Source organism: Vibrio aerogenes (assembly GCF_024346755.1).
Classification (GTDB): Bacteria; Pseudomonadota; Gammaproteobacteria; order Enterobacterales; family Vibrionaceae; genus Vibrio; species Vibrio aerogenes.
Map to the genome: position 1 here is coordinate 2137862 of NZ_AP024861.1, position 19433 is coordinate 2157294.

14 protein-coding genes and 1 riboswitch are annotated in these 19433 nt (G+C 43.6%); of the genes, 5 read left to right on the forward strand and 9 right to left on the reverse strand.

The genetic code is table 11. The annotated features are described in order from the left end of the window. Positions 1-18 precede the first annotated feature (18 nt). The 4 genes from mukB to cmoM are packed head-to-tail and all read right to left on the reverse strand — an operon-like array spanning position 19 to position 7303. A complete protein-coding gene (gene mukB / locus OCV29_RS09500) occupies positions 19-4476 on the reverse strand; it encodes a chromosome partition protein MukB (RefSeq protein WP_073603089.1) in 4458 nt (1485 codons plus the stop codon). Beyond that, complete coding sequence (gene mukE / locus OCV29_RS09505; RefSeq protein ID WP_073603090.1) at positions 4473-5186, reverse strand: chromosome partition protein MukE; 714 nt, start codon at positions 5184-5186, stop codon at positions 4473-4475. The genes mukB and mukE overlap by 4 nt, the downstream gene beginning before the upstream one ends. Then, the gene (gene mukF / locus OCV29_RS09510; RefSeq protein ID WP_073603111.1) at positions 5164-6504 is read right to left on the reverse strand and encodes a chromosome partition protein MukF; all 1341 of its coding nucleotides are present in this window, start codon (positions 6502-6504) and stop codon (positions 5164-5166) included. Before mukF ends, mukE begins: the two co-directional genes overlap by 23 nt. Positions 6505-6514: 10 nt before the next feature. Then, positions 6515-7303: a tRNA uridine 5-oxyacetic acid(34) methyltransferase CmoM gene (gene cmoM, locus OCV29_RS09515; RefSeq protein ID WP_073603091.1), complete on the reverse strand. Its 789-nt coding sequence runs from the start codon at positions 7301-7303 to the stop codon at positions 6515-6517. Positions 7304-7417: 114 nt separating this feature from the next. Between cmoM and elyC the strand changes: the two genes are divergently transcribed. The 3 genes from elyC to OCV29_RS09530 all read left to right on the forward strand — a co-directional run bounded on the left by elyC (position 7418) and on the right by OCV29_RS09530 (position 10371). Further along, the gene (gene elyC / locus OCV29_RS09520; protein WP_073603092.1) at positions 7418-8221 is read left to right on the forward strand and encodes an envelope biogenesis factor ElyC; all 804 of its coding nucleotides are present in this window, start codon (positions 7418-7420) and stop codon (positions 8219-8221) included. A gap of 166 nt (positions 8222-8387) precedes the next feature. Beyond that, positions 8388-9401, forward strand: a complete 1014-nt coding sequence (purR, locus tag OCV29_RS09525; RefSeq protein ID WP_073603093.1) for an HTH-type transcriptional repressor PurR — start codon at positions 8388-8390, stop codon at positions 9399-9401. Between the two features lie 166 nt (positions 9402-9567). Next, a riboswitch (cyclic di-GMP riboswitch) is annotated at positions 9568-9652 on the forward strand. A 128-nt stretch (positions 9653-9780) separates the two neighbouring features. Further along, entirely contained in the window at positions 9781-10371 is a 591-nt protein-coding gene (locus OCV29_RS09530; protein WP_073603094.1) for a TfoX/Sxy family DNA transformation protein, read from the forward strand. A gap of 72 nt (positions 10372-10443) precedes the next feature. On the opposite strand, the gene glgA is transcribed toward OCV29_RS09530, so the two are convergent. The 3 genes from glgA to topA form a co-directional block, all read right to left on the reverse strand. Beyond that, positions 10444-11910 (reverse strand): glycogen synthase GlgA, encoded by a 1467-nt coding sequence (glgA, locus tag OCV29_RS09535; protein WP_073603095.1) that lies wholly within the window; start codon positions 11908-11910, stop codon positions 10444-10446. A gap of 1 nt (position 11911) precedes the next feature. Next, the gene (glgC, locus tag OCV29_RS09540) at positions 11912-13129 is read right to left on the reverse strand and encodes a glucose-1-phosphate adenylyltransferase (protein WP_073603096.1); all 1218 of its coding nucleotides are present in this window, start codon (positions 13127-13129) and stop codon (positions 11912-11914) included. 326 nt (positions 13130-13455) lie between these two features. Then, positions 13456-16083 carry a type I DNA topoisomerase gene (gene topA, locus OCV29_RS09545; RefSeq protein ID WP_073603097.1) on the reverse strand — a complete coding sequence of 876 codons (2628 nt, stop codon included), beginning with the start codon at positions 16081-16083 and terminating at the stop codon, positions 13456-13458. Positions 16084-16419: 336 nt separating this feature from the next. Here topA and OCV29_RS09550 point away from each other — a divergent pair, with 336 nt between their 5' ends. Beyond that, positions 16420-16668: a DUF2498 family protein gene (locus OCV29_RS09550; protein ID WP_073603098.1), complete on the forward strand. Its 249-nt coding sequence runs from the start codon at positions 16420-16422 to the stop codon at positions 16666-16668. A gap of 64 nt (positions 16669-16732) precedes the next feature. On the opposite strand, the gene aroA is transcribed toward OCV29_RS09550, so the two are convergent. Then, positions 16733-18013, reverse strand: coding sequence for a 3-phosphoshikimate 1-carboxyvinyltransferase (aroA, locus tag OCV29_RS09555; protein WP_261887310.1), 1281 nt, complete (start codon positions 18011-18013; stop codon positions 16733-16735). Between the two features lie 204 nt (positions 18014-18217). Continuing rightward, the gene (locus OCV29_RS09560; protein ID WP_073606048.1) at positions 18218-18682 is read right to left on the reverse strand and encodes an outer membrane lipoprotein; all 465 of its coding nucleotides are present in this window, start codon (positions 18680-18682) and stop codon (positions 18218-18220) included. Positions 18683-18709: 27 nt separating this feature from the next. Between OCV29_RS09560 and aat the strand changes: the two genes are divergently transcribed. Further along, positions 18710-19426, forward strand: a complete 717-nt coding sequence (gene aat, locus OCV29_RS09565; RefSeq protein WP_073606049.1) for a leucyl/phenylalanyl-tRNA--protein transferase — start codon at positions 18710-18712, stop codon at positions 19424-19426. The last annotated feature ends 7 nt before the right edge of the window (positions 19427-19433 follow it).

The following is a 19433-nucleotide window of genomic DNA, read 5'->3' on the forward strand; positions in this document are numbered from 1 at the left end:
GCCGGTCATGGTTCAGCTTCATGTTGTTTCCAAAGGAAGATCTTCAACTTCTCTGTGATCTGATTCCGCAGAAGCGAATCCCCGTAAGCCGACAACATGGACATGTTCATGATCTTTGAATACTTTCCGGACCAGCTTATAAGTTGTTCCTTTTTCCGGGCTGATATTTTCCGGCGCTGCAATCAGCAGCTGCATATCCAGCCGGTCACAAAGCTCAAATAAGGTAGAGATAGACTTCGCATCCAGCCGGGCTGCCTCATCCAGAAACAGTAACCGGCAAGGAATAATCTCTTTACTCCGTAAACGCCGTGACTCTTCTTCCCAGCTTTGTACCACCATCAACAAAATGGACTGACCGGTTCCGATTGCTTCCCCCGTCGATAATGCACCTGATTCCGCCTGTAACCAGCCATCTGCACCCCGGTTGACTTCAACATTCAGTTCAAGATAATTACGATAATCCAGCAACTCTTCGCCCAGAACCTGAGGTGATCGCTGTCCCATATCCACATGTGGATTGACACGCTGGAAGAGCTTCGCCATTGATTCAGAGAAAGTCAGCCGCGAGCTGCTGAAAAGATCCTGATGCTGGTCCTGCTGCTCCGCCAAACCCGAAAGCAACATTTCATGACTTTCCCGCACCTTCACATTCAGCCTGACACCATTGACCTGGCCAAAGTTTATATTCGACAATCCCTGATTCAGCATCCGGATACGATTCTGTTCACGCTGAATCGTTTTGCGGATAATACTGGCAACCGATTCTGAGCTGATTGCCAGATTCGCTTCCCGCTGAGTCAGTTCATCAGTCAAACGTGCCAGCTCAACCTCCATCTCTTCAATCGCTTCAACCGGATCATCCGTACGGATAATATCCTGACGAATTCTTTCTCTGAGATGCTGATAAACATCAATATAGAACAGAACTTTACGCTCCGGCTTCGCGTTATCTTCCGACAACCGCAATGAGTCTCTCAACGTATCATTATCCGCAACAGCCAGACGTAATGCGCCCAATGCTTTATCAGACATGGAGCGTAATTCACTGCCGGACAGATAAGCCAGCTCGCGCTTATGCAAACGTCGTTCAACATCATGCTTGCGGGCTAAACGAAGTACAGAACACCAGCCAGCTTTCGCATTGACGATAAATTTCCTCAGCTCCGCATAATCTTTCGTGACTTTTTTCAGCTGTTTTGTCAATGTACTCATTTCCAGTTCAGTCGATGTGACCGTTCTTTCCAGTTCATGCTGACGCTGACGTGAAACATGCAATTTTTCATACAGCTCATTTTTACGAAACTCAGCCCGTTCAAGTGCGGTTTCATCAGTATTCACACCGAATGATTGTAGTTCCTGCTCAAACTCTTGCACCGTTTCAAGCTTGGATTGATGAGCACTTTTTAAGGAAGCCATCACCTGCTGATACTGGACAGCCTGACTTTGTGCCTGTTTATAAGCGCTGCGGGCTTCTGTGCGCTGAATTTCCGCCTGTGCCAGTTTCGCTTTCAGCTGTTCACTAAACGCATCGCCCTGATTCACCAGATCAATTGCATCAGCATAATTCAGATGATGACGACGCTCAGCCAGATCAGATAACGCAAATATTTTCGCTTTCACATCCTGTAGCGCCTGATCAGCCTGTTGATAATCAGCTTCCAGCACATCAAACTGTTCAGGATCACTCTCAAGTGAACTGATACAGGATTTCAGTAACTCAACATGTTTACCATGGCGGGCTAAGAATTGTTTCGCTTCATCCAACGAGCTCAGAGACTGTTCAATCTCTTCACTTCTTTCGGCAAGCGAATCATCATCAAGCAAGTGAACATGAGGTTCAATTTTATCTATCAGCGACAATCCATCTCTGGACTGTTGGATACGACTCCTGAACTGATGTTCTTTGGTATCCATTTCACTCATTGAACGTGAAATCTGATTATTTTTATCCCGGATCTGCTGTAAGGCCTGTTCAGGGTTATCCTGAAAAGCGTTCGTCATATGTGTGGTGACAAACGCCTGATAAGCCTGATACAAACGTTGAGATTTTTGCGTATCAAACGACACTTTTGCATAAGCTTCAACAATATCATCACGCCCGGCACGTAACTGTTCCAGACGCATTTCTCTTGCCGCTCGTCCAAACAGAGGAATCTCAGGAAAACGTGAGTAACGGAGCTGATTGTCGTTCAAGCGGACACAAACAGCGCCTTCTGACTCTTCTGCATCAAATGCACTGTCATCAAACGCATCAACGTCTCCTTCGAGAATATACAAATCTTCCGGACAATCATCGAGCTCAGACAAGCGCTCTTTAACACCTGATAAGTCAGAAACGACAATGGCATGACGCGCCGGACCGTACATCGCGCTGAAATAAGGTGCATCGTCGATCGTGATGTCATCATAAATTTCTGACAGCAGAACACCACCTAAAACATCCGCGATACCTTTAATCCGGGCATCATTTGCGCCACCGGGAGACGCCAGCAGCTCGATATCTTTTTCAATATCCCGACGCTTTTGAGCCAGCTGTTCTTTTTCTGCGGACTGTACTTTTTCCTGTTCAAGTATTTGCTGCATCTGCAGCAAAACTGACTGCTGATCGGCCAGAGACTCACCACTCTGTTCTCTGAGCGCTTCCAAAGCATTATGTGAGATGATCCACTGAGGCGCCAGCTGTTCTAAACGACGAATATCATCCTGACAATTTTGTTGCTCACTGCGCAAAGCCGTCCGGTTGTCCCGGATGACTGCAACTTCTTCCTCAAGTGAATCAAGCAAATGTAAATGCTTTTCACGTTCTTCGCTCAGATCCAGCGAATCCAGGGACAGCTGAAACTGAGTACAATAAGACTCCGCAAAATCACGTGCCTGTTTTTGCTGCGTCAACTGACGTCTTATGTCAGCTTGCTGGCTCGTCAGGTGATGCTGCTGTTCAACCTGTCGTTTGGCTTGCTCTGCTTTTGCCACAACTTCTGTTGCACAATGAAATGCTGACTGCCGGTCAACATCAGTGACAATGGACTGAATCAGCGTGAATGCCTGCTCAAATTGTGAAGCTGCAGCCGAAGCCAGATCCAAACGATGTTTCATTTGTAACAGACGGGTTGTCATCTCAGATTGCGCCTGATTCAGTTCCTGAATTTTTTCAGATGCATTCTCAGCAGACAACGTCTGGTCGCCAGTAAGCGTCTGCGCCTTTTCCAGTGCATTCAATGCCTGTTGATATTGAAGTGCCCGTGTTTGCTGAATATCAAGTGCTTGCTGATAATCAGCCAGCTGGGACTTCAGGCTATCCACCTCATCTTCATAAATCGTGGCTTGTTCTTCAGTCAGGGCAACCTGTTCCTGAGATTCTTCAACCACCATCAGCTGTTCTTCAAGCCGCTCTTTTAACGCTTCCAGATCTTCCCTGTATCTTTCGATTTTCTCTCGCTGACGCAGAGCATTCTGCACCAGCTGCAAATAATCTGAGGCACTCTGGTAATCCTGTTCAAGGGCAGACTCCTGTCCTGATAATTCTTCCAGTTCTGCTGAAACCTGATTGAGCAATTCACGATGACGGCACAACGTCTGCTGTGCACCAAACAAAGTCTGCCGATGGGACAATGCCTGCTCTACCTTACTTCTCCGCTCATTGGCATGACGCATATAATCTGCTGCCACATAATTGGTCGACTCAGTAATCAGATGCTTAAATAAATCGCGATCATTTTGGGTCGTTTTAATCGCTTCCAGTGTCATCCGGTTTTCACGGAGCGCCGCTTCCATATCCTGAAATGCTTTTTTTACCCCACCGTTTTGCGGCAAAAGATAATCACGTAGTGACCGGGTAATCGCACTGGAAATCCCGCCATAGAGTGATGCTTCAATCAGCCGGTAGAATTTGGAACGATCCGCACCTGAACGCATTTTTTTAGGCACAACCCCAAACTCAAACATTTGTGCATGGTAGTCAACGACCGATTGAAATGCTTTAAACTGAACCCCTTCATGAGCCAGTGCGCACTCTTTGACTTCATTGAGCTGACGCACCCGGGCCTGCTGTTCAGAGACACCTTCGATCAAAATATCCGTTGGCCGGACATGGCTTGGCAAGCCCTGAATTAAGAAAGGTTTGATATCAACTTTTTTATCCCGGCCCGCAACCTGTTGTAGCTTGACGGCAAACAAAAGGCGCTGATGACGGGAGTTCACCACATCAAGTGCCGCATAACATACACCGGGTTGAAGTTTCCCGTGTAAACCTTTATCTCTGGATGACTGGGAACTTCCCGCTTCCGTGGTATTTCTGAAATGAAGCAAACTCTGATCCGGGATCAACGCCGTAATAAATGCGGCCATAGTGGTTGATTTACCGGCACCATTTCCGCCGGAGAGCGTCGTCACCAACCCATCGATATCAAAGGTCCGTGCGAAGAAACCATTCCAGTTGATCATAGTCAGTGATTGATATTTACCTCTTTCAATCATGCTTCACCTTCAAATTCTGTTAATTCTGTTGCTATTTGTTGTTCTGATGTTTGTTTTTCATCGAAAGACGGGACCGGCACCACCGCTTCTCCATCCCTGATTAAGCGTAACTGAGCTTCCCGCATGTCATCACCAAGACGTACATCAGCACCAAAGCGAAACACAGCTTCCGTAATCACAAACTTACCTGAATCACCAATCACCACAATCATCCCCATGCGGCGAAGTCTGCGTAGCGATGTTCTGACTTTTTCAAATAGTTTTTCACGGTCCAGATCAGAACCACTGGCCCGGTGTGTAACCAGCCGCATCAGCTTTTTCTCATCAGCCAGAGATAACAGCTCGTCATATAATTCCTGACTGGTAAATATACCTTCATGTGCCAATCGCTCGGGACTGAGATACAAGAAACACAACACTTTGCCGACCAGCATATCCAGCTCAGATAAAACACTTCTGTTAATCAAAGAAGTTGAGCGGGGTCTGAGATAAAAGAAACCTTCCGGCGCTCTGACCAGCTCTGTATTATAGCGCTGATAAAACATCGCCAGTTCCGGTTCAAAATCAGAGAGAAAGGCATGATTGTCCAAATCTTCACCGGATATATGCCGCCCTGCCCGCAGCAAGCTATCAAGCGCAGGAAAAAGAGGGTTAGAAATTGCTTTGACCAGTTTTTCTGGCATGTATTCATTCATATTGGTCGATGACATTCGCTTGTACCTTTGCACCAAATTCGTTAATTGCCTGCCACTTGGGCTGAATTGCCTGATAATCTGCACCTGAGTAACCAAGACGAACGGCTTGATCGACAACAATACGTGCTAAATCAAAATGATGGGCTCTGGGGTGAGAAGCCAGATAATCTTTCAGAACCAGAGTCAAATCAATGGGTTCTCCTTTCTCTTTGTGGGCAGTCAACATATGGCCGATCCGTTCAGAAAGTTCATCCGTGACCTGTTCATACGCTTCATATTCTACTTCTTCAGGCACATGACCGGTCACTTCATCATTTCTGAGAACAAGCGCCTCATCGCGCAGATCAGTAAAACGCTCAGCATCTGCAAACGTCAGATACCAAGGTAGCTCAAAGTACTCATTGACAGACTGGCGAAGTCTTTGACTAAAGGCCCGGAACTGATCCATATCAATCGCAGTCCGGATAAATTTATGGACATGCCGATCATAGCCAATCCAGAGATCAATGGCCTGTTGCCCCCAGCTGATAATCCGATCCAGTTTCATTTGCAGCTGAAATAAGATCTCCTCGACAAACCCCAGTTCAGTATGGCCATAAATGCATTCCTGAATATCCAGAATCTGAGTCTGAAGCTCATCACCGGCAGCCTGCAGGGTGTCTTGCAACTCTTTTAGTGTAGAGGAAGTTTCAGATAATAATGACTCACAATTCTGAATCGCATCGCGCCAGTCTTTATTCAGTAACTGGGCAATCTGGTCTTTAACTTCCTGCTGCTGTTCATCCATCACCCGCTGGTTTAAATCTATCTGATCGAATATTTCACCAACGGAATATCTCAGAACGCCATAGACATGCTTTTGCCAGTATCCCGGCGTACCACCTTTTTCTGCAGCCTCTTTTGCCTTTTCCATTTCGTCAGCCACAATGGAAAGCTGAATGGACAATTTCAGTTTAGAAAATTCACGGTGCCGGACATAATAGTCAGTAATGCCAATGGCTAACGGTGACAGGCGGTAAATACTTGCGCCATCGGTAATTTCACTGGTGAAACGCTGAATCAGCCGTTGTTGCACCAGATCATTCACTGCATTATTCGCACGAAATGCAGAAGCATCGCCGGTATCTTCAAACAACCGGGTCACAATGGCAAAAGCATCATGTAACTCACCTTCACCTAACTCGTCATCAAACCGCTCATGGCTTAACACAGCAAGAGAGATTAAAAAAGCAAGTTTTTCAGAACTCAGACTGAGTGAAAAATCATGTTGCCTCACCCAGCCAACCAGCTCATCTATTGATTGTTCACTTTTTTCCGGAATCAACTCATCCATCATAAATTTGTTATTCCTTACTCACTTTTCTGGCCAAAACATGAATGTATCGTCCCATCGATAAGTAAGGCTCCTGACGGCATAGCTGTTGCTCAAGCGCCAGCACATCCTCATAAGTATACTCTCCCATATTCTTTCGATTCCCTATGTAATCATGAAAACAACGAATACCGGATTTACATTCAATCTCAAACCCTGACATTTCAATCCACCGATAAACCTCTTCAGGCAGAAGTCCTTTTTGGGGTTGTAGCTTAAAACGCTTCCGGAAAGGCATTCCTTCCAGAACATGAGGTATATTTCCACATATAACATTTTTAAAAACTAAACCATGGTGATTGTAGAACATCACAGAAGCTACGCCACCAGGCCTGACCTTACCGAGCAGGTGTTTTAATGCCTCTTCTGGTTCAGCCAGCCACTCCATCACTGCATGAAACATAAGAAAATCGACCTGATTTTTAATATGTTTATCAATTTCCTGTACGGGTGAATGAACAAAATCATACTGTGCCTGCAATCCTTTGCGTTCGATCTCTGCCTGAGCCAGTTTTAACATCTCAACTGATAAATCACATAATGTTACATGATGTCCCGCTTCAGCTAACTTCTGAGACATCTGTGCCAGCCCGCCGCCGGCATCTAATATGTTTAAAGGTGCATGAGATGATGGAAATTTTCCCAGAATTTGCATAATATCTTCCCAAACAATTGTTTGGCGGATCAGACCTTTGTCAGAGCCGTATATATTTTTTGCGAATTTGTGGGCAATATCGTCGAAATTGCGGTCTTCAGTCACAATAGCATGAGTTATTATAATCAATCGTGCTGCTATTCTGTCACAGGAATGGCAGGAATAAAGAGGGATTAATCGTTTTTATTCTCAATTGCTGATTTTTCGGACTATTTTTATATGTTTGCACTAAAAAAAATCGTTTCTGCATTTCTGATGCCTCTTCCCTCGTTGCTATTAATTGGCTTTATCGGGTTGATGTTGATCATGTTTACAACGAAAAGAAAGACTGGTTGTCTGATCGTTCTGTTCTCTTATGTATGCCTTTTTATGGCATCATTTCAGCCTGTTTCAAGTCGTCTGCTGGCTCCTCTGGAACGTCAGTATTCTGCTTTTCTGCCCATTGAGGGGACGGTTAACTATGTGATGGTTCTCGGTGGTGGACATGTTGTTGACAGCCAAATCCCTCCAACATCGCAAATCAGCAGAACAGCCCTGATGCGACTGACAGAAGGTATCCGGATCATGCGTATGTATCCGGGCGCAAAGCTGATTCTCTCAGGATATGCAGCACAAACAAGGTTAAGTCACGCCCGTATGCTGGCAAAAGTAGCGCTGTCACTTGGTGTGGCAAAGTCTGACATTATTCTGTTAGAGAACGCACGGGATACGTGGGAAGAAGCGCAACAAGCGGCAAATTTCATTGGTAATCAAAAGCTGGTGCTTGTTACTTCAGCGAGCCATATGAAACGGGCACTGCACGAATTCAGGTCTGCAGGATTAGATCCGGTTCCGGCACCAACCAACTATCTGTCATTGAAAGATATTGCGCAGCCATGGGAAAAATATGCACCAAAATCCTTATATCTGGAACAAACAGAAAAATACTGGCACGAAACATTAGGACAACTCTGGCAACAGTTAAAGAAATGGGTTTCAAGTCAGGAAGCAGCCGTCTCAGGCTCACCGGATGATAATACATAATTCACAAAACAATCTGCCTGAGTGAAGTTATGATATAAATTCGGGGTTTTGGATTGCTATTCCCGGAGCTGAGCTTTAAAATTTCACGTTTTCAAATAATTGATGCCGCAGAAGTTGTTATTTTCATCAATGACATTACAGACCTTCAGCGAAAGAGTATATACCTATGGCTACAATAAAAGATGTTGCCCGCCTTGCGGGTGTATCAACGACAACTGTTTCGCACGTGATTAATAAAACACGTTTTGTTGCTGAGGCAACTCAGGAAAAAGTACTGGAAGCAGTAAAATCATTAAACTATGCACCCAGTGCTGTGGCTCGAAGTCTGAAATGCAATTCAACCCGGACGATAGGCATGTTAGTTACTCAGTCGACTAACCCTTTTTTCTCAGAGGTGATCGACGGTGTGGAAAGTTATTGTTATCGCCAGGGATACACGCTCATCTTATGTAATACCGGCGGGCTATATGAAAAACAACGTGATTATATTCGTATGCTTGCTGAAAAAAGAGTAGATGGCATCCTCGTCATTTGTTCTGATCTGACCGAAGTCTTGCTGGATATGCTCGATGGCTATCAGGATATTCCTAAAGTTGTTATGGACTGGGGGCCGGAAAGTTCTCAGGCAGATAAAATCATTGATAACTCCGAAGAAGGCGGTTATCTGGCAACGAAGTATCTGATTGATCATGGCCATAAAAAAATTGCCTGTTTAAGCGGACAACTCTCCAAGGCTATTTGTAAAGAACGTATTCTGGGATACCGCAGGGCAATGTCTGAAGCAAATTTACCGACCAATGATGACTGGATTTTGGAAGGTAACTTTGAATGTGATACGGCTGTTTTGGCTGCAGATAAAATTATTGCTATGGATGAAAAGCCAACCGCTATTTTCTGTTTTAATGACACCATGGCTTTAGGACTCATGAGCCGGCTTCAGCAACGGGGGATAAAAATTCCCGATGATATGTCAGTCATTGGCTATGACAACATTGAGATTTCTGAATATTTCTCCCCTCCGTTGACAACAATTCATCAACCCAAAAGACGTGTAGGCAAAAACGCTTTCGAAATTTTGCTTGAGCGTATCAAAAACAAAGAACATGAGCGTCGAATATTTGAAATGCATCCCGAAATCGTTGCTCGTGATACTGTCAAAAAATTAAATAATCGGTCATAATTGTCCGCCATATTATGTATATGAACACGCATGAATTAAAAAAAATGTTTAGTTCATACGCTATTAGTTGATCTACCGCATAATTTGGACTAAAATCACATTTGCGAATAGATGCTAGCATCTATTTATCGTTTTTCAATTGTTAATTAAACATTAGAAAAAAGTGTCACGCACAGGGCAAACCATCTGAAAAGGTGGGACGCAAAGCCTCCGGCCTAAACCAGAGAGTGGTAGGTAGCGGGGTTACCGATGGCAAAAATGCATTTCATAGTTCGTCATTTACTGACGTCTTACTAACATATTTTCTGCATTATTTTGCTAAATTCTCGGACCTGATTTTGGTGGCGTATTCATTTAAAAATACACCGAGACGAAAAGCATGGATAAACCAACCCTTAAAAATTCAATGCAGCTATTTGAGCAGCTGGGACGTGTTAAATCTCGCTCAATGTTTGGCGGATTTGGTATTTTTGTTGAAGATATCATGTTTGCACTTGTCGTTAAGGACAAGTTACATATACGAGCAGATTCCAACTCACTAGAGACATTCAAGGAGCAAGAGTTTGAGCCTTATGTCTATGCAAAGCGCGGGTTCCCCGTTGTCACTAAGTATTACGCACTTCCTGCGGAATACTGGAAGGACAAATCAAAGATACTCACTATTGCAACGCAGGCTTTTAAAACGGCTAAACTTGAAAAAGAATCACAAGAGGTCACAAAACCACAACGATTGAAAGATCTTCCTAATCTACGTTTGGCAACAGAACGCATGCTGAGAAAAGCAGGTATTAATTCTGTCGCTGATCTTCATGAGAAAGGAGCGATTCAGGCTTATAAGGCAATTCAGGAAACTCATCCAACAACTCAGCCATCTCTTGAGTTGTTGTGGGCACCTGAAGGCGCCATAGAAGGTAAACACTGGTCGGTTATTCCGAAATCACGTCGTGAGGAACTGGCTAATTTGTTATAATTGGCATATATAATTATTGGCCAAGTCTTAGTAAAAGCACCTGTTTTCAGGTGCTTTTTTTATTCAGAAAATTTACCTTGCGGATGACGTCATCAGCGCTGTCCGGTACATCCGGACATACTCTTTCGCTGAATCCTTCCAGCTAAAATCGAGCTGCATGGCTCTTTGCTGAATTTTAAGCATCTCTTCAGGTTGTTGCAGATAAAATAGTAAAGCACGTTGCATACAAACCAGCAGCGCCTTTCCATCCGGCTCTGAAAAGCTAAAACCAGTCGCTTTATCAGGATATTTATGGCAATCGAAAACGGTGTCCTTCAGTCCCCCGACTTCTCTGACAATAGGTAACGTGCCATAAGCCATACTATATATCTGGTTTAAGCCACAGGCCTCAAACTCAGAAGGCATCAAAAAGAAATCGGCACCCGCTTCAACCATATGAGCAAAGTGATTACTGTATGCATCAACAAAGGCAAATTTATCAGGTGAAGACAAAGCAACCTGATGTAATTGATTGGCAATCTCCGGCTCACCCGTCCCAACAATAACCAGCTGAACATCATTCAGAAGAAAAAGCTCCAGTATTGGTAATAAATAATGAAATCCTTTTTGCTGGGTGAGGCGGCAAACCATACCAAATACAGGCACGTCTCTCACAGGCAACTGTAATTCTTCCTGTAAAAGCCTTTTACAAGTCTGTTTTCCTTCCCGTAACGAATCCGTTTCTGAAGAGTAATTCCGGGGAATATAAGTATCAGTCTGTGGATTCCATTCGGAGTAATCACATCCGTTAATAATCCCGTACAAATCTTTTGCTTTATGGACAAAATCATCGACGAGTCCGTGGGATCCTAAAGGTGTGAGTAGCTCAGCTGCATAATTTGGACTAACTGCATTAATTTTATCAGCAAACGCAATCCCGGCCCTGAGTGTACTTACATACCCTTGACCATATTGTAAAAACTCCATTCCATTGAGATGCAGTTCCGGAATCACCTCAAGTTCATCATAGGAGAAAATTCCTTTAAACAAAGCATTATGAATTGTTAGTACACTTCTGATCGACTGATAAAATTCATCGTTTGCGTATCGGGTCTTAAGAAGAAAGGGAATCAACCCGGTGTGCCAGTCATTGGTATGTATGATATCAGGACGAATATCCAGTTTTGGTAAGATATCAAGTACTGCCGCAGAGAAAAAGCCAAATCGTTCTCCATTGTCAGCATAAGCTCGGTTATATTCAGAATAAAGCCCCGTCCGGTCAAAATAGGTGTCACAATCGATATAATAAATATTGATACTATCAAGTGATGATAGCCGGACTTTATAAGGTGTATACGGCCAGTGAGTCAGAGCAGTCTCATAAATTATTTTCATGTTATTTTTGTCTGGAACTGCATGATAACCTGGCATGACAACATTAATTTGATGACCCAGCTCCTGAAGTGCCACTGGCAATGCTTTTGCAACATCAGCCAACCCTCCACTTTTTACAATGCCCTGAACCTCCGATACAGCAAACCATATATTTATTTTTTCCATCCTAGAATCCAACTTTTGTTCCTTTTGCGATAACAACAATACCATTATCAGAAACATGAAAATGTTTTCTGTCCAGCTCAAGGTCTTCACCAATAATGGTCCCTGGAGCAATTTCTACATGTTTATCGATGATAGCGCGCTTAATCGTACAACCAGCACCGATTTTTGCATCACCAAGAATGACAGACTCACTGATGTGAGAGCCTGCAGCAATATTTGTCCGGAATCCCAGAATCGATTTAAATATAGTCGCTCCCTGGATGTAGCTTCCCCCGGAAACAAGAGAGTCTGTAATTTTCACTTTTTTGTCATCAACGTCTACAAATGTTGCTGGTGGTAATGGCGGGTAGTAGGTATGAAGTGACCAGCTGCGGTTGTACAGTGAAAATTGAGGCTCCCTGTCTAATAAATCCATATTGGCAGCCCAGTAAGAATCGATAGTTCCCACATCACGCCAATATGTATCATGGGCCTCTCCTTTGATTTTATTTGTAGAGAAGTCATAAACATAAACATTTCCCTTCGGAAACAGATCAGGAATAATGTCTTTACCAAAATCGTGACTTGATTCTGTATTTAATGCATCTTCTTTCAACTCATCACATAAGACATTAGCGTCGAAAATATAGTTTCCCATAGACACTAACGCCCAACCGGGCTCTCCGGGGATACATTTAGGATTGACAGGCTTCTCTTCAAAACCAATCATTTTCCCGGTTTTATCAACTTCAATCACACCAAACTGACAGGCTTCATTCAAAGGCATGCGTAACGCAGAAACTGTCAGGTGAGCCTCGGTCTGTTTATGAAAATCCAACATCTGCCTGACGTCCATTTTGTAGATATGATCTGAACCAAAAATACAAACATAATCCGGATTCGCAAATTCTATAAACCGGATATTCTGATAGATGGCATCAGCGGTCCCCTCATACCATCGTTTCCCATCACGCATTTGGGCCGGGATAACATCAATAAACCGATCGGTGATCCCGGATATATTCCAGCCTTTTTTTAGATGCATATATAACGACTGGGACTTAAATTGAGTCAGGACATAAATCCTCATCAAGTCTGCATTCACAAAATTATTTAAAGCGAAATCTATCAATCGATATGTTCCGCCAAAAGGGACTGCAGGCTTACTTCTGGATACGGTCAAAGGCCTCAATCTGGATCCTTCACCGCCTGCCAAAATCATACTTAATACACCAGCCATGATTGAAACTCCATCTGTTTAGTTGTAATTATCCGACTCTTCAGTCAATTTTAGCGCTATTGCTAAATTTATATGTAACTAAGCGAGTAACCATATAATTACATTATATAAATTACCGGATAATACAAAGTTAGAAGCTAAAACTAGTGAAGTGAATATCGCACGTTGTATTCAACACACAATCCAGTTCACAGAATATAAAAAATATACACAACGAGCTGAATATCGTGCTACCACACCACAATTAAACGCAAACGATATAACTATATAAAGTGCAGTGTGGTAAACAGACATAAAAAAAGGCAGCCTTCAGCTGCCTCTCATCGTTATTTCGATTTTTTTCTTTTATCTGTTACTTCCCAGTGACCGTCGACATATAAAGCTGTCCAGCCGGTCGGTTTACTGTTTTCCTCAGTCCTGACGTAGTGCTCTTTAGACTTACGGCTGAATCTCACAACAGTTTGTTTGCCATCAGGGTCCTCAACCGGTGCAGTCGCCAGATACTTAAATTTATCAGGTAGTCTGTCTTCAAATCTGACCAGCTCATGTACAAACGGAGCCCGCGTTTCCCTTGATTTGGGGAAATTACTGGCTGCCATAAATAACCCGGAAGCCCCATCACGTAAGACAAAGTAAGCATCGGATTTTTCACAGGGAATTTCAGGTAAATGTACCGGCTCTTCTTTTGGCGGAGCAACTTCTCCGTTTTTCAGAATTTTTCGGGTATTTTTACAGGATTCATTTGTACATCCCATATATTTTCCGAACCGACCATTTTTCAGTACCATGTCCGAGCCACATTTATCGCACTCAACCACAGGCCCGTCGTAACCTTTTACTTTAAACTCACCATGTTCAACGAGGTAGCCGTCACAATTCGGGTTATTACCACATACATGTAACTTTCTCTTATCATCAATCAGATAAGCATCCATTGCAGTTTCACAAATCGGGCAACGCTTCTTAGCCCGCAGAGCAGCTGTTTCAACATCCTCTTCAAGAACATTAATAACACCTTCTTCATCACCCAAATTAATTGTCGTTTTACAACGTTCTTTCGGCGGTAATGAATAACCCGAACAGCCAAGAAAAACACCTGTTGATGCTGTTCTTATACCCATAGGACGCGAGCAGGTCGGACATTCTATATCTGTCAAAACGATATGATTTGGCTTCATCCCACCAGAGTCTTCATCCTGCTCTGCAGTCTCGAGATGCACTGAAAAATCATCGAAAAAGTGGTCCAACACACCTTTCCAGCTTGTATGACCGTCAGCAATCTGATCCAGCTTTTGCTCCATACGGGCCGTAAAATCATAATTCATCAAATCATTGAAGCTGTCATCCAGGCGATCAGTGACAATTTCGCCCATTTTTTCAGCATAAAACCTGCGTTGCTCGATTTTTGCGTAGCCACGATCCTGAATGGTCGAAATAATTGAAGCATAAGTAGAAGGACGACCGATACCTTTTTTCTCTAACTCTTTGACAAGAGCCGCTTCAGTAAAGCGGGCAGGCGGTTTGGTAAAGTGCTGCTTTGGATCTAATTTGACAAGCGACAAAGTATCACCAACCTGAACGCCTGGCAGTATCTGATCTTCATTCTTACCTGAAGGTCTCTGGACACGGGTCCAGCCGTCAAACTTCAGAATTCTGCCTTTGGCCTTCAGGGTATAAGATGAAGCTTTCACACTAATAGTTGTTGAATCATAACGTGCCGGGGTCATCTGACAGGCAACAAACTGATTCCAGATCAATGCATATAACTTATGCGCATCCTTTTCCATCCCCTCAAGCGCATCAGCTAAAACATGAACATTTGAAGGACGAATCGCTTCGTGAGCTTCCTGCGCACCGGCTTTGCTGCCATATACATTCGCACTATCCGGTAAATAACTCTCACCAAACTCCGACTGAATAAATTCCCGGACTGAATCAACGGCCTCAGCACTCAGGTTTGTCGAGTCGGTTCTCATATATGTAATATAACCAGCCTCATACAAACGCTGTGCCAGCATCATTGTTTTCTTAACCCCGTACCCTAACCGGGTACTTGCTGCCTGCTGCAGGGTTGAAGTAATGTAAGGTGCCGATGGTTTGCTTGATGTTGGCCTGTCTTCACGTTTACAGACTTCATATTGTGCAGACTCAAGTTCTGATAATGCATCTTTCGCTTCACGTTCATTGACAGGCTTAAAAGCTGCGCCATCTTTCTGCGCCACAAGCAAGCGGAAATCACTGTCAGACCGGGTCTTTGTATCTGCATGAATATCCCAAAACTCTTCAGGAACAAAGGCTTTAATTTCCCGCTCTTTTTCGACCAGCAATTTAACCGCCACAGACTGAACTCTTCCGGCCGATAAACCTCTGGCAACTTTTTTCCACAGCAATGGAGAAACCATGAATCCAACCACACGATCCATAAAGCGACGTGCCTGTTGTGCATTCACACCGTCCATATTCAGTTCACCAGGCTCTTTGAAGGCCTGCTGGATCGCATTTTTGGTAATTTCATTAAAAACAACACGTTTGTAGCGTTCTTTATCGCCACCAATGATTTCCTGCAAATGCCACGCAATCGCCTCTCCCTCTCTATCCAAATCGGTTGCGAGATAGATAGAATCAGCGTCTTTAGCCAGCTTTTGCAGTTCAGAAACAACCTTCTCCTTCCCGGGGAGTACCTGATAATTTGCTTCCCAGTCATTGAACGGGTCGATACCCATCTTCTTTATCAGTGCATTACGCTCTTTTTCTTTTTTCAGACGCGCTTTCTCTTCAGGAGAAAGATTTTTCGTTGAAACCGGAGCCGCTTTTTTAGCTGAATTAGATTGACCAGAGGTTGGAAGATCCCGGACATGACCGACACTAGACTTCACAATATAGTCCCGGCCAAGATATTTATTAATCGTTTTCGCCTTGGCAGGAGACTCCACTATGACCAGTGATTTACCCATAATTGATTAACATATCCTTCATCATGGTGCGAACAAATTTCGCACTACATTCAAAAATTCTCTTTTTTTACTATTGAGCGAGATAACCAGAAGATCAACCAGTTTTTTCAAATTGATAATTAACTGGTCGACAATTGTTCTAATCATACGCTAACCCAGCGAAAAGCCCGGTCATACTAAATGGAGTGTATGAACACCGCTGAAAAAAACAACTGATTTAAGGGGTATATCACAAAATCTTCGCATGCAAAACAGAAGAAACCCATTTTTTATTGATCAGAAAATGTTGATTCATACAATGCTTTGTCAGAAATATAGAATAAAAAAGGAGTCACAGTGAACGATAAGAAAAAAATTTCATCAACTGATTTATTAATGATTGCGAATCAGCTGATACAGGAGCATGACCAGTATATAAATGGTATGCGGGCTGAGTCCGTAGAAGAAAAAGATGGCGTACTTATCTTTAAAGGAAATTACTTCCTGAATGAAAGCGGGCTGCCTACGGAAAAAACCACATCAGTATTCAATGTTTTTAAATATCTGGCACATCACCTTTCCAAAGAATTCACGCTTGATAATTAAAAAAAGCCCTTCATTCATCATAAAGGGCTTTGATCAGAGTAAATATTGACTTTCAAATCACCGGTTAACTGCTCAGCTTCTTCAGGCGCTCAAAGTAATCAGGGAAGGTTTTTGATGTACAACCCGGATCATTAATCGTCACGGGAGTATCACTCAGCGCAACTAAAGAAAAGCACATTGCCATCCGGTGATCGTTATAAGTATCAATCGCTGCATGAGTCATTTTTTCAGGAGGAGTAATGGTAATATAGTCTTCTCCTTCTTCCACAGTCGCTCCGACTTTTCTGAGTTCTGTCGCCATTGCTGCTAACCGGTCAGTCTCTTTTACCCGCCAGTTATAAACATTACGTATTGTAGTTTGACCTTTGGCAAATAAAGCAGTGGTAGCGATTGTCATTGCGGCGTCAGGAATGTGGTTGAAGTCCATATCAACAGCCTGAAGTCTGTTTCGTTTGGCACAAATAAAGTCATCACCCCAGTCTATTTCAGCCCCCATAGCTTCAAGTGCATGAGCGAACTGAACATCTCCCTGAATACTGTTTTTACCAATTCCGGATACTTTGACTTGTCCTCCTTTGATAGCGGCAGCGGCAAGGAAATAAGAAGCTGACGACGCATCGCCTTCAACTAAGAACGTTCCCGGAGATGTATATGACTGTCCACCCTGAATGATAAATTCGCGATAATCATGATTCACCACACGAATACCAAACTGTTCCATAATATGTAAGGTAATATCGATATAAGGCTTTGAAACCAACTCACCAATAATCCGAATGTGAGTATCGCCGGAAGCAAGTGGGGCGGACATCAGAAATGCTGTTAAAAACTGACTTGAAATAGAACCATCAATCGAAACCGTTCCACCTGTCAGCCCTTTTCCCTGGATTCTCAGCGGAGGAAAATTCTCATTTTCCATATACTCAATTTCTGCGCCAGCCTGACGTAAAGCATCGACCAAATGCCCTATCGGACGTTCTTTCATCCGTGGCTCACCGGTTAATACAAAATCCCCATGGCCAAGGCATAAAGCCGCTGCAAGGGGACGCATTGCTGTCCCTGCATTTCCCAGAAACAACTCAAGTGAAGCATTTGCATTAAACACGCCACCCAAACCATCGACCTCACAAACAGTATTATCATGAGAAAGACGGTATTCAACGCCAAGTGCCTTCAATGCATTCAACATATGGCGAATATCATCACTATCAAGCAAATTAGTTAAGCGGGTTGTCCCTGATGCCAATGCTGCCAGCAGCAATGCGCGGTTCGATACACTCTTTGAACCCGGCAAATTGACTTCACCCTGAATCATATTTATTGGTTGTAATGTGAGACTTTCCATCTGGATATTTTTCCCTGTATCACCCGGCTCTTCATTATTCACAGGCGATAAATATTCTTCGTAGTCTGAGACTAACGAAATTTATCCGGGAACTCCACCCCGGATTTCTGAATCCCGGCAAAAACTCCGTTTATCCATAGGATGTGTTGATCTTTCATGGCCTCCAGCAGGGACGGCGATGAATGATCAACCCCCCCTGGTCAATCAGTATTCTTTATCAACCCGGACACCATTGCTAAAGAACAGGATTCGCACTTTGTCTCCTTTACTGAACAGCATATGCGGATCAACATCCTGAATAATATCGATCAGTTTCTCTCCCTTTTTATCTGGTGCAATTAACAGTTCAACCAATGGATCATCACGATGATAAGATCTGGTATCATCATGGTTCCCTGCGATTTCAGCGCCTGCTATTGCACCGATAATCGTCGCCCAGGTATTCCCGTGACCACTGCCAAACTGATGCCCGATGACACCACCGGCAACTGCTCCGGCAAATGTTTCCCAGCCATGCTGCTTTGCATGAATCACCTGTCGTTCAGAGAAGTAACGAACAGATTCAACTTTACCAAAAACGATTTTATCAACGGGCCGGGCCACATTTCTTTCGTACGCGGCATTGGCAAGCCAGGGTAAAACACATAAGATCAACATGAAAAATCGCATAGAACATCTCCAACAGAAAGTACTGATATGACAATATATATTCCGGAACTGATAAAGGGAGAATACGACTTCCCCTCCCCTGAGCAAGCACTTGATGAACCGAATGGCTTGCTGGCCTTTGGTGGTGACCTTCATACTTCCCGGCTCATCAAAGCCTATCAGGAAGGCATTTTCCCCTGGTACGGGCCCGGTGAACCTATTTTATGGTGGAGCCCTTCTCCCAGAGCAATATTTAACCCTTTCAGCTTTAAACCTGCAAAAAGTCTTCGTAAATTTCAGAAAAAGGTCGCATATCAGTTAAGTATCAATCAAAGTACACCTCAAGTCATTGACTTATGCTCAACAACACGCTCCCCTGAGCAGACCTGGCTTAATGAAGAAATGCGAACAGCTTATAAGAATTTAGCACAAGCAGGCCACTGCCACTCTGTTGAAGTCTGGGACAATGAAACATTAGTCGGCGGCTTGTACGGTATTGCGGTTGGGCAATTGTTTTGTGGAGAGTCAATGTTCAGTCTCAGTACCAACGCTTCAAAAGTCGCATTATGGGCTTTTTGTCAGCACTTCTCACAGGCCGGAGGTCAGTTAATTGACTGCCAGATTATGAATCCTCATCTGGCATCAATGGGAGCATCTGAATTAGAAAGAGAATCATTTATTTCCCAGCTGAAAGTTCTGCGGCAACGTCAGGTTGATAGCACATGTTATCAACCCCAATGGATTTCACTCATCACTAATAATTAACGGTTTT

Excerpts from the sequence above, each read along its gene's own strand:
- topA (WP_073603097.1), bottom strand. The coding sequence starts at position 16,083 with ATGGGTAAATCACTGGTCATAGTGGAGTCTCCTGCCAAGGCGAAAACG.
- elyC (WP_073603092.1), top strand. The coding sequence starts at position 7,418 with ATGTTTGCACTAAAAAAAATCGTTTCTGCATTTCTGATGCCTCTTCCC.
- mukF (WP_073603111.1), bottom strand. The coding sequence starts at position 6,504 with ATGGATGAGTTGATTCCGGAAAAAAGTGAACAATCAATAGATGAGCTG.
- OCV29_RS09530 (WP_073603094.1), top strand. The coding sequence starts at position 9,781 with ATGGATAAACCAACCCTTAAAAATTCAATGCAGCTATTTGAGCAGCTG.
- mukB (WP_073603089.1), bottom strand. The coding sequence starts at position 4,476 with ATGATTGAAAGAGGTAAATATCAATCACTGACTATGATCAACTGGAAT.
- mukE (WP_073603090.1), bottom strand. The coding sequence starts at position 5,186 with ATGTCATCGACCAATATGAATGAATACATGCCAGAAAAACTGGTCAAA.
- purR (WP_073603093.1), top strand. The coding sequence starts at position 8,388 with ATGGCTACAATAAAAGATGTTGCCCGCCTTGCGGGTGTATCAACGACA.
- glgA (WP_073603095.1), bottom strand. The coding sequence starts at position 11,910 with ATGGAAAAAATAAATATATGGTTTGCTGTATCGGAGGTTCAGGGCATT.
- glgC (WP_073603096.1), bottom strand. The coding sequence starts at position 13,129 with ATGGCTGGTGTATTAAGTATGATTTTGGCAGGCGGTGAAGGATCCAGA.
- aat (WP_073606049.1), top strand. The coding sequence starts at position 18,710 with ATGACAATATATATTCCGGAACTGATAAAGGGAGAATACGACTTCCCC.
- aroA (WP_261887310.1), bottom strand. The coding sequence starts at position 18,013 with ATGGAAAGTCTCACATTACAACCAATAAATATGATTCAGGGTGAAGTC.
- OCV29_RS09560 (WP_073606048.1), bottom strand. The coding sequence starts at position 18,682 with ATGCGATTTTTCATGTTGATCTTATGTGTTTTACCCTGGCTTGCCAAT.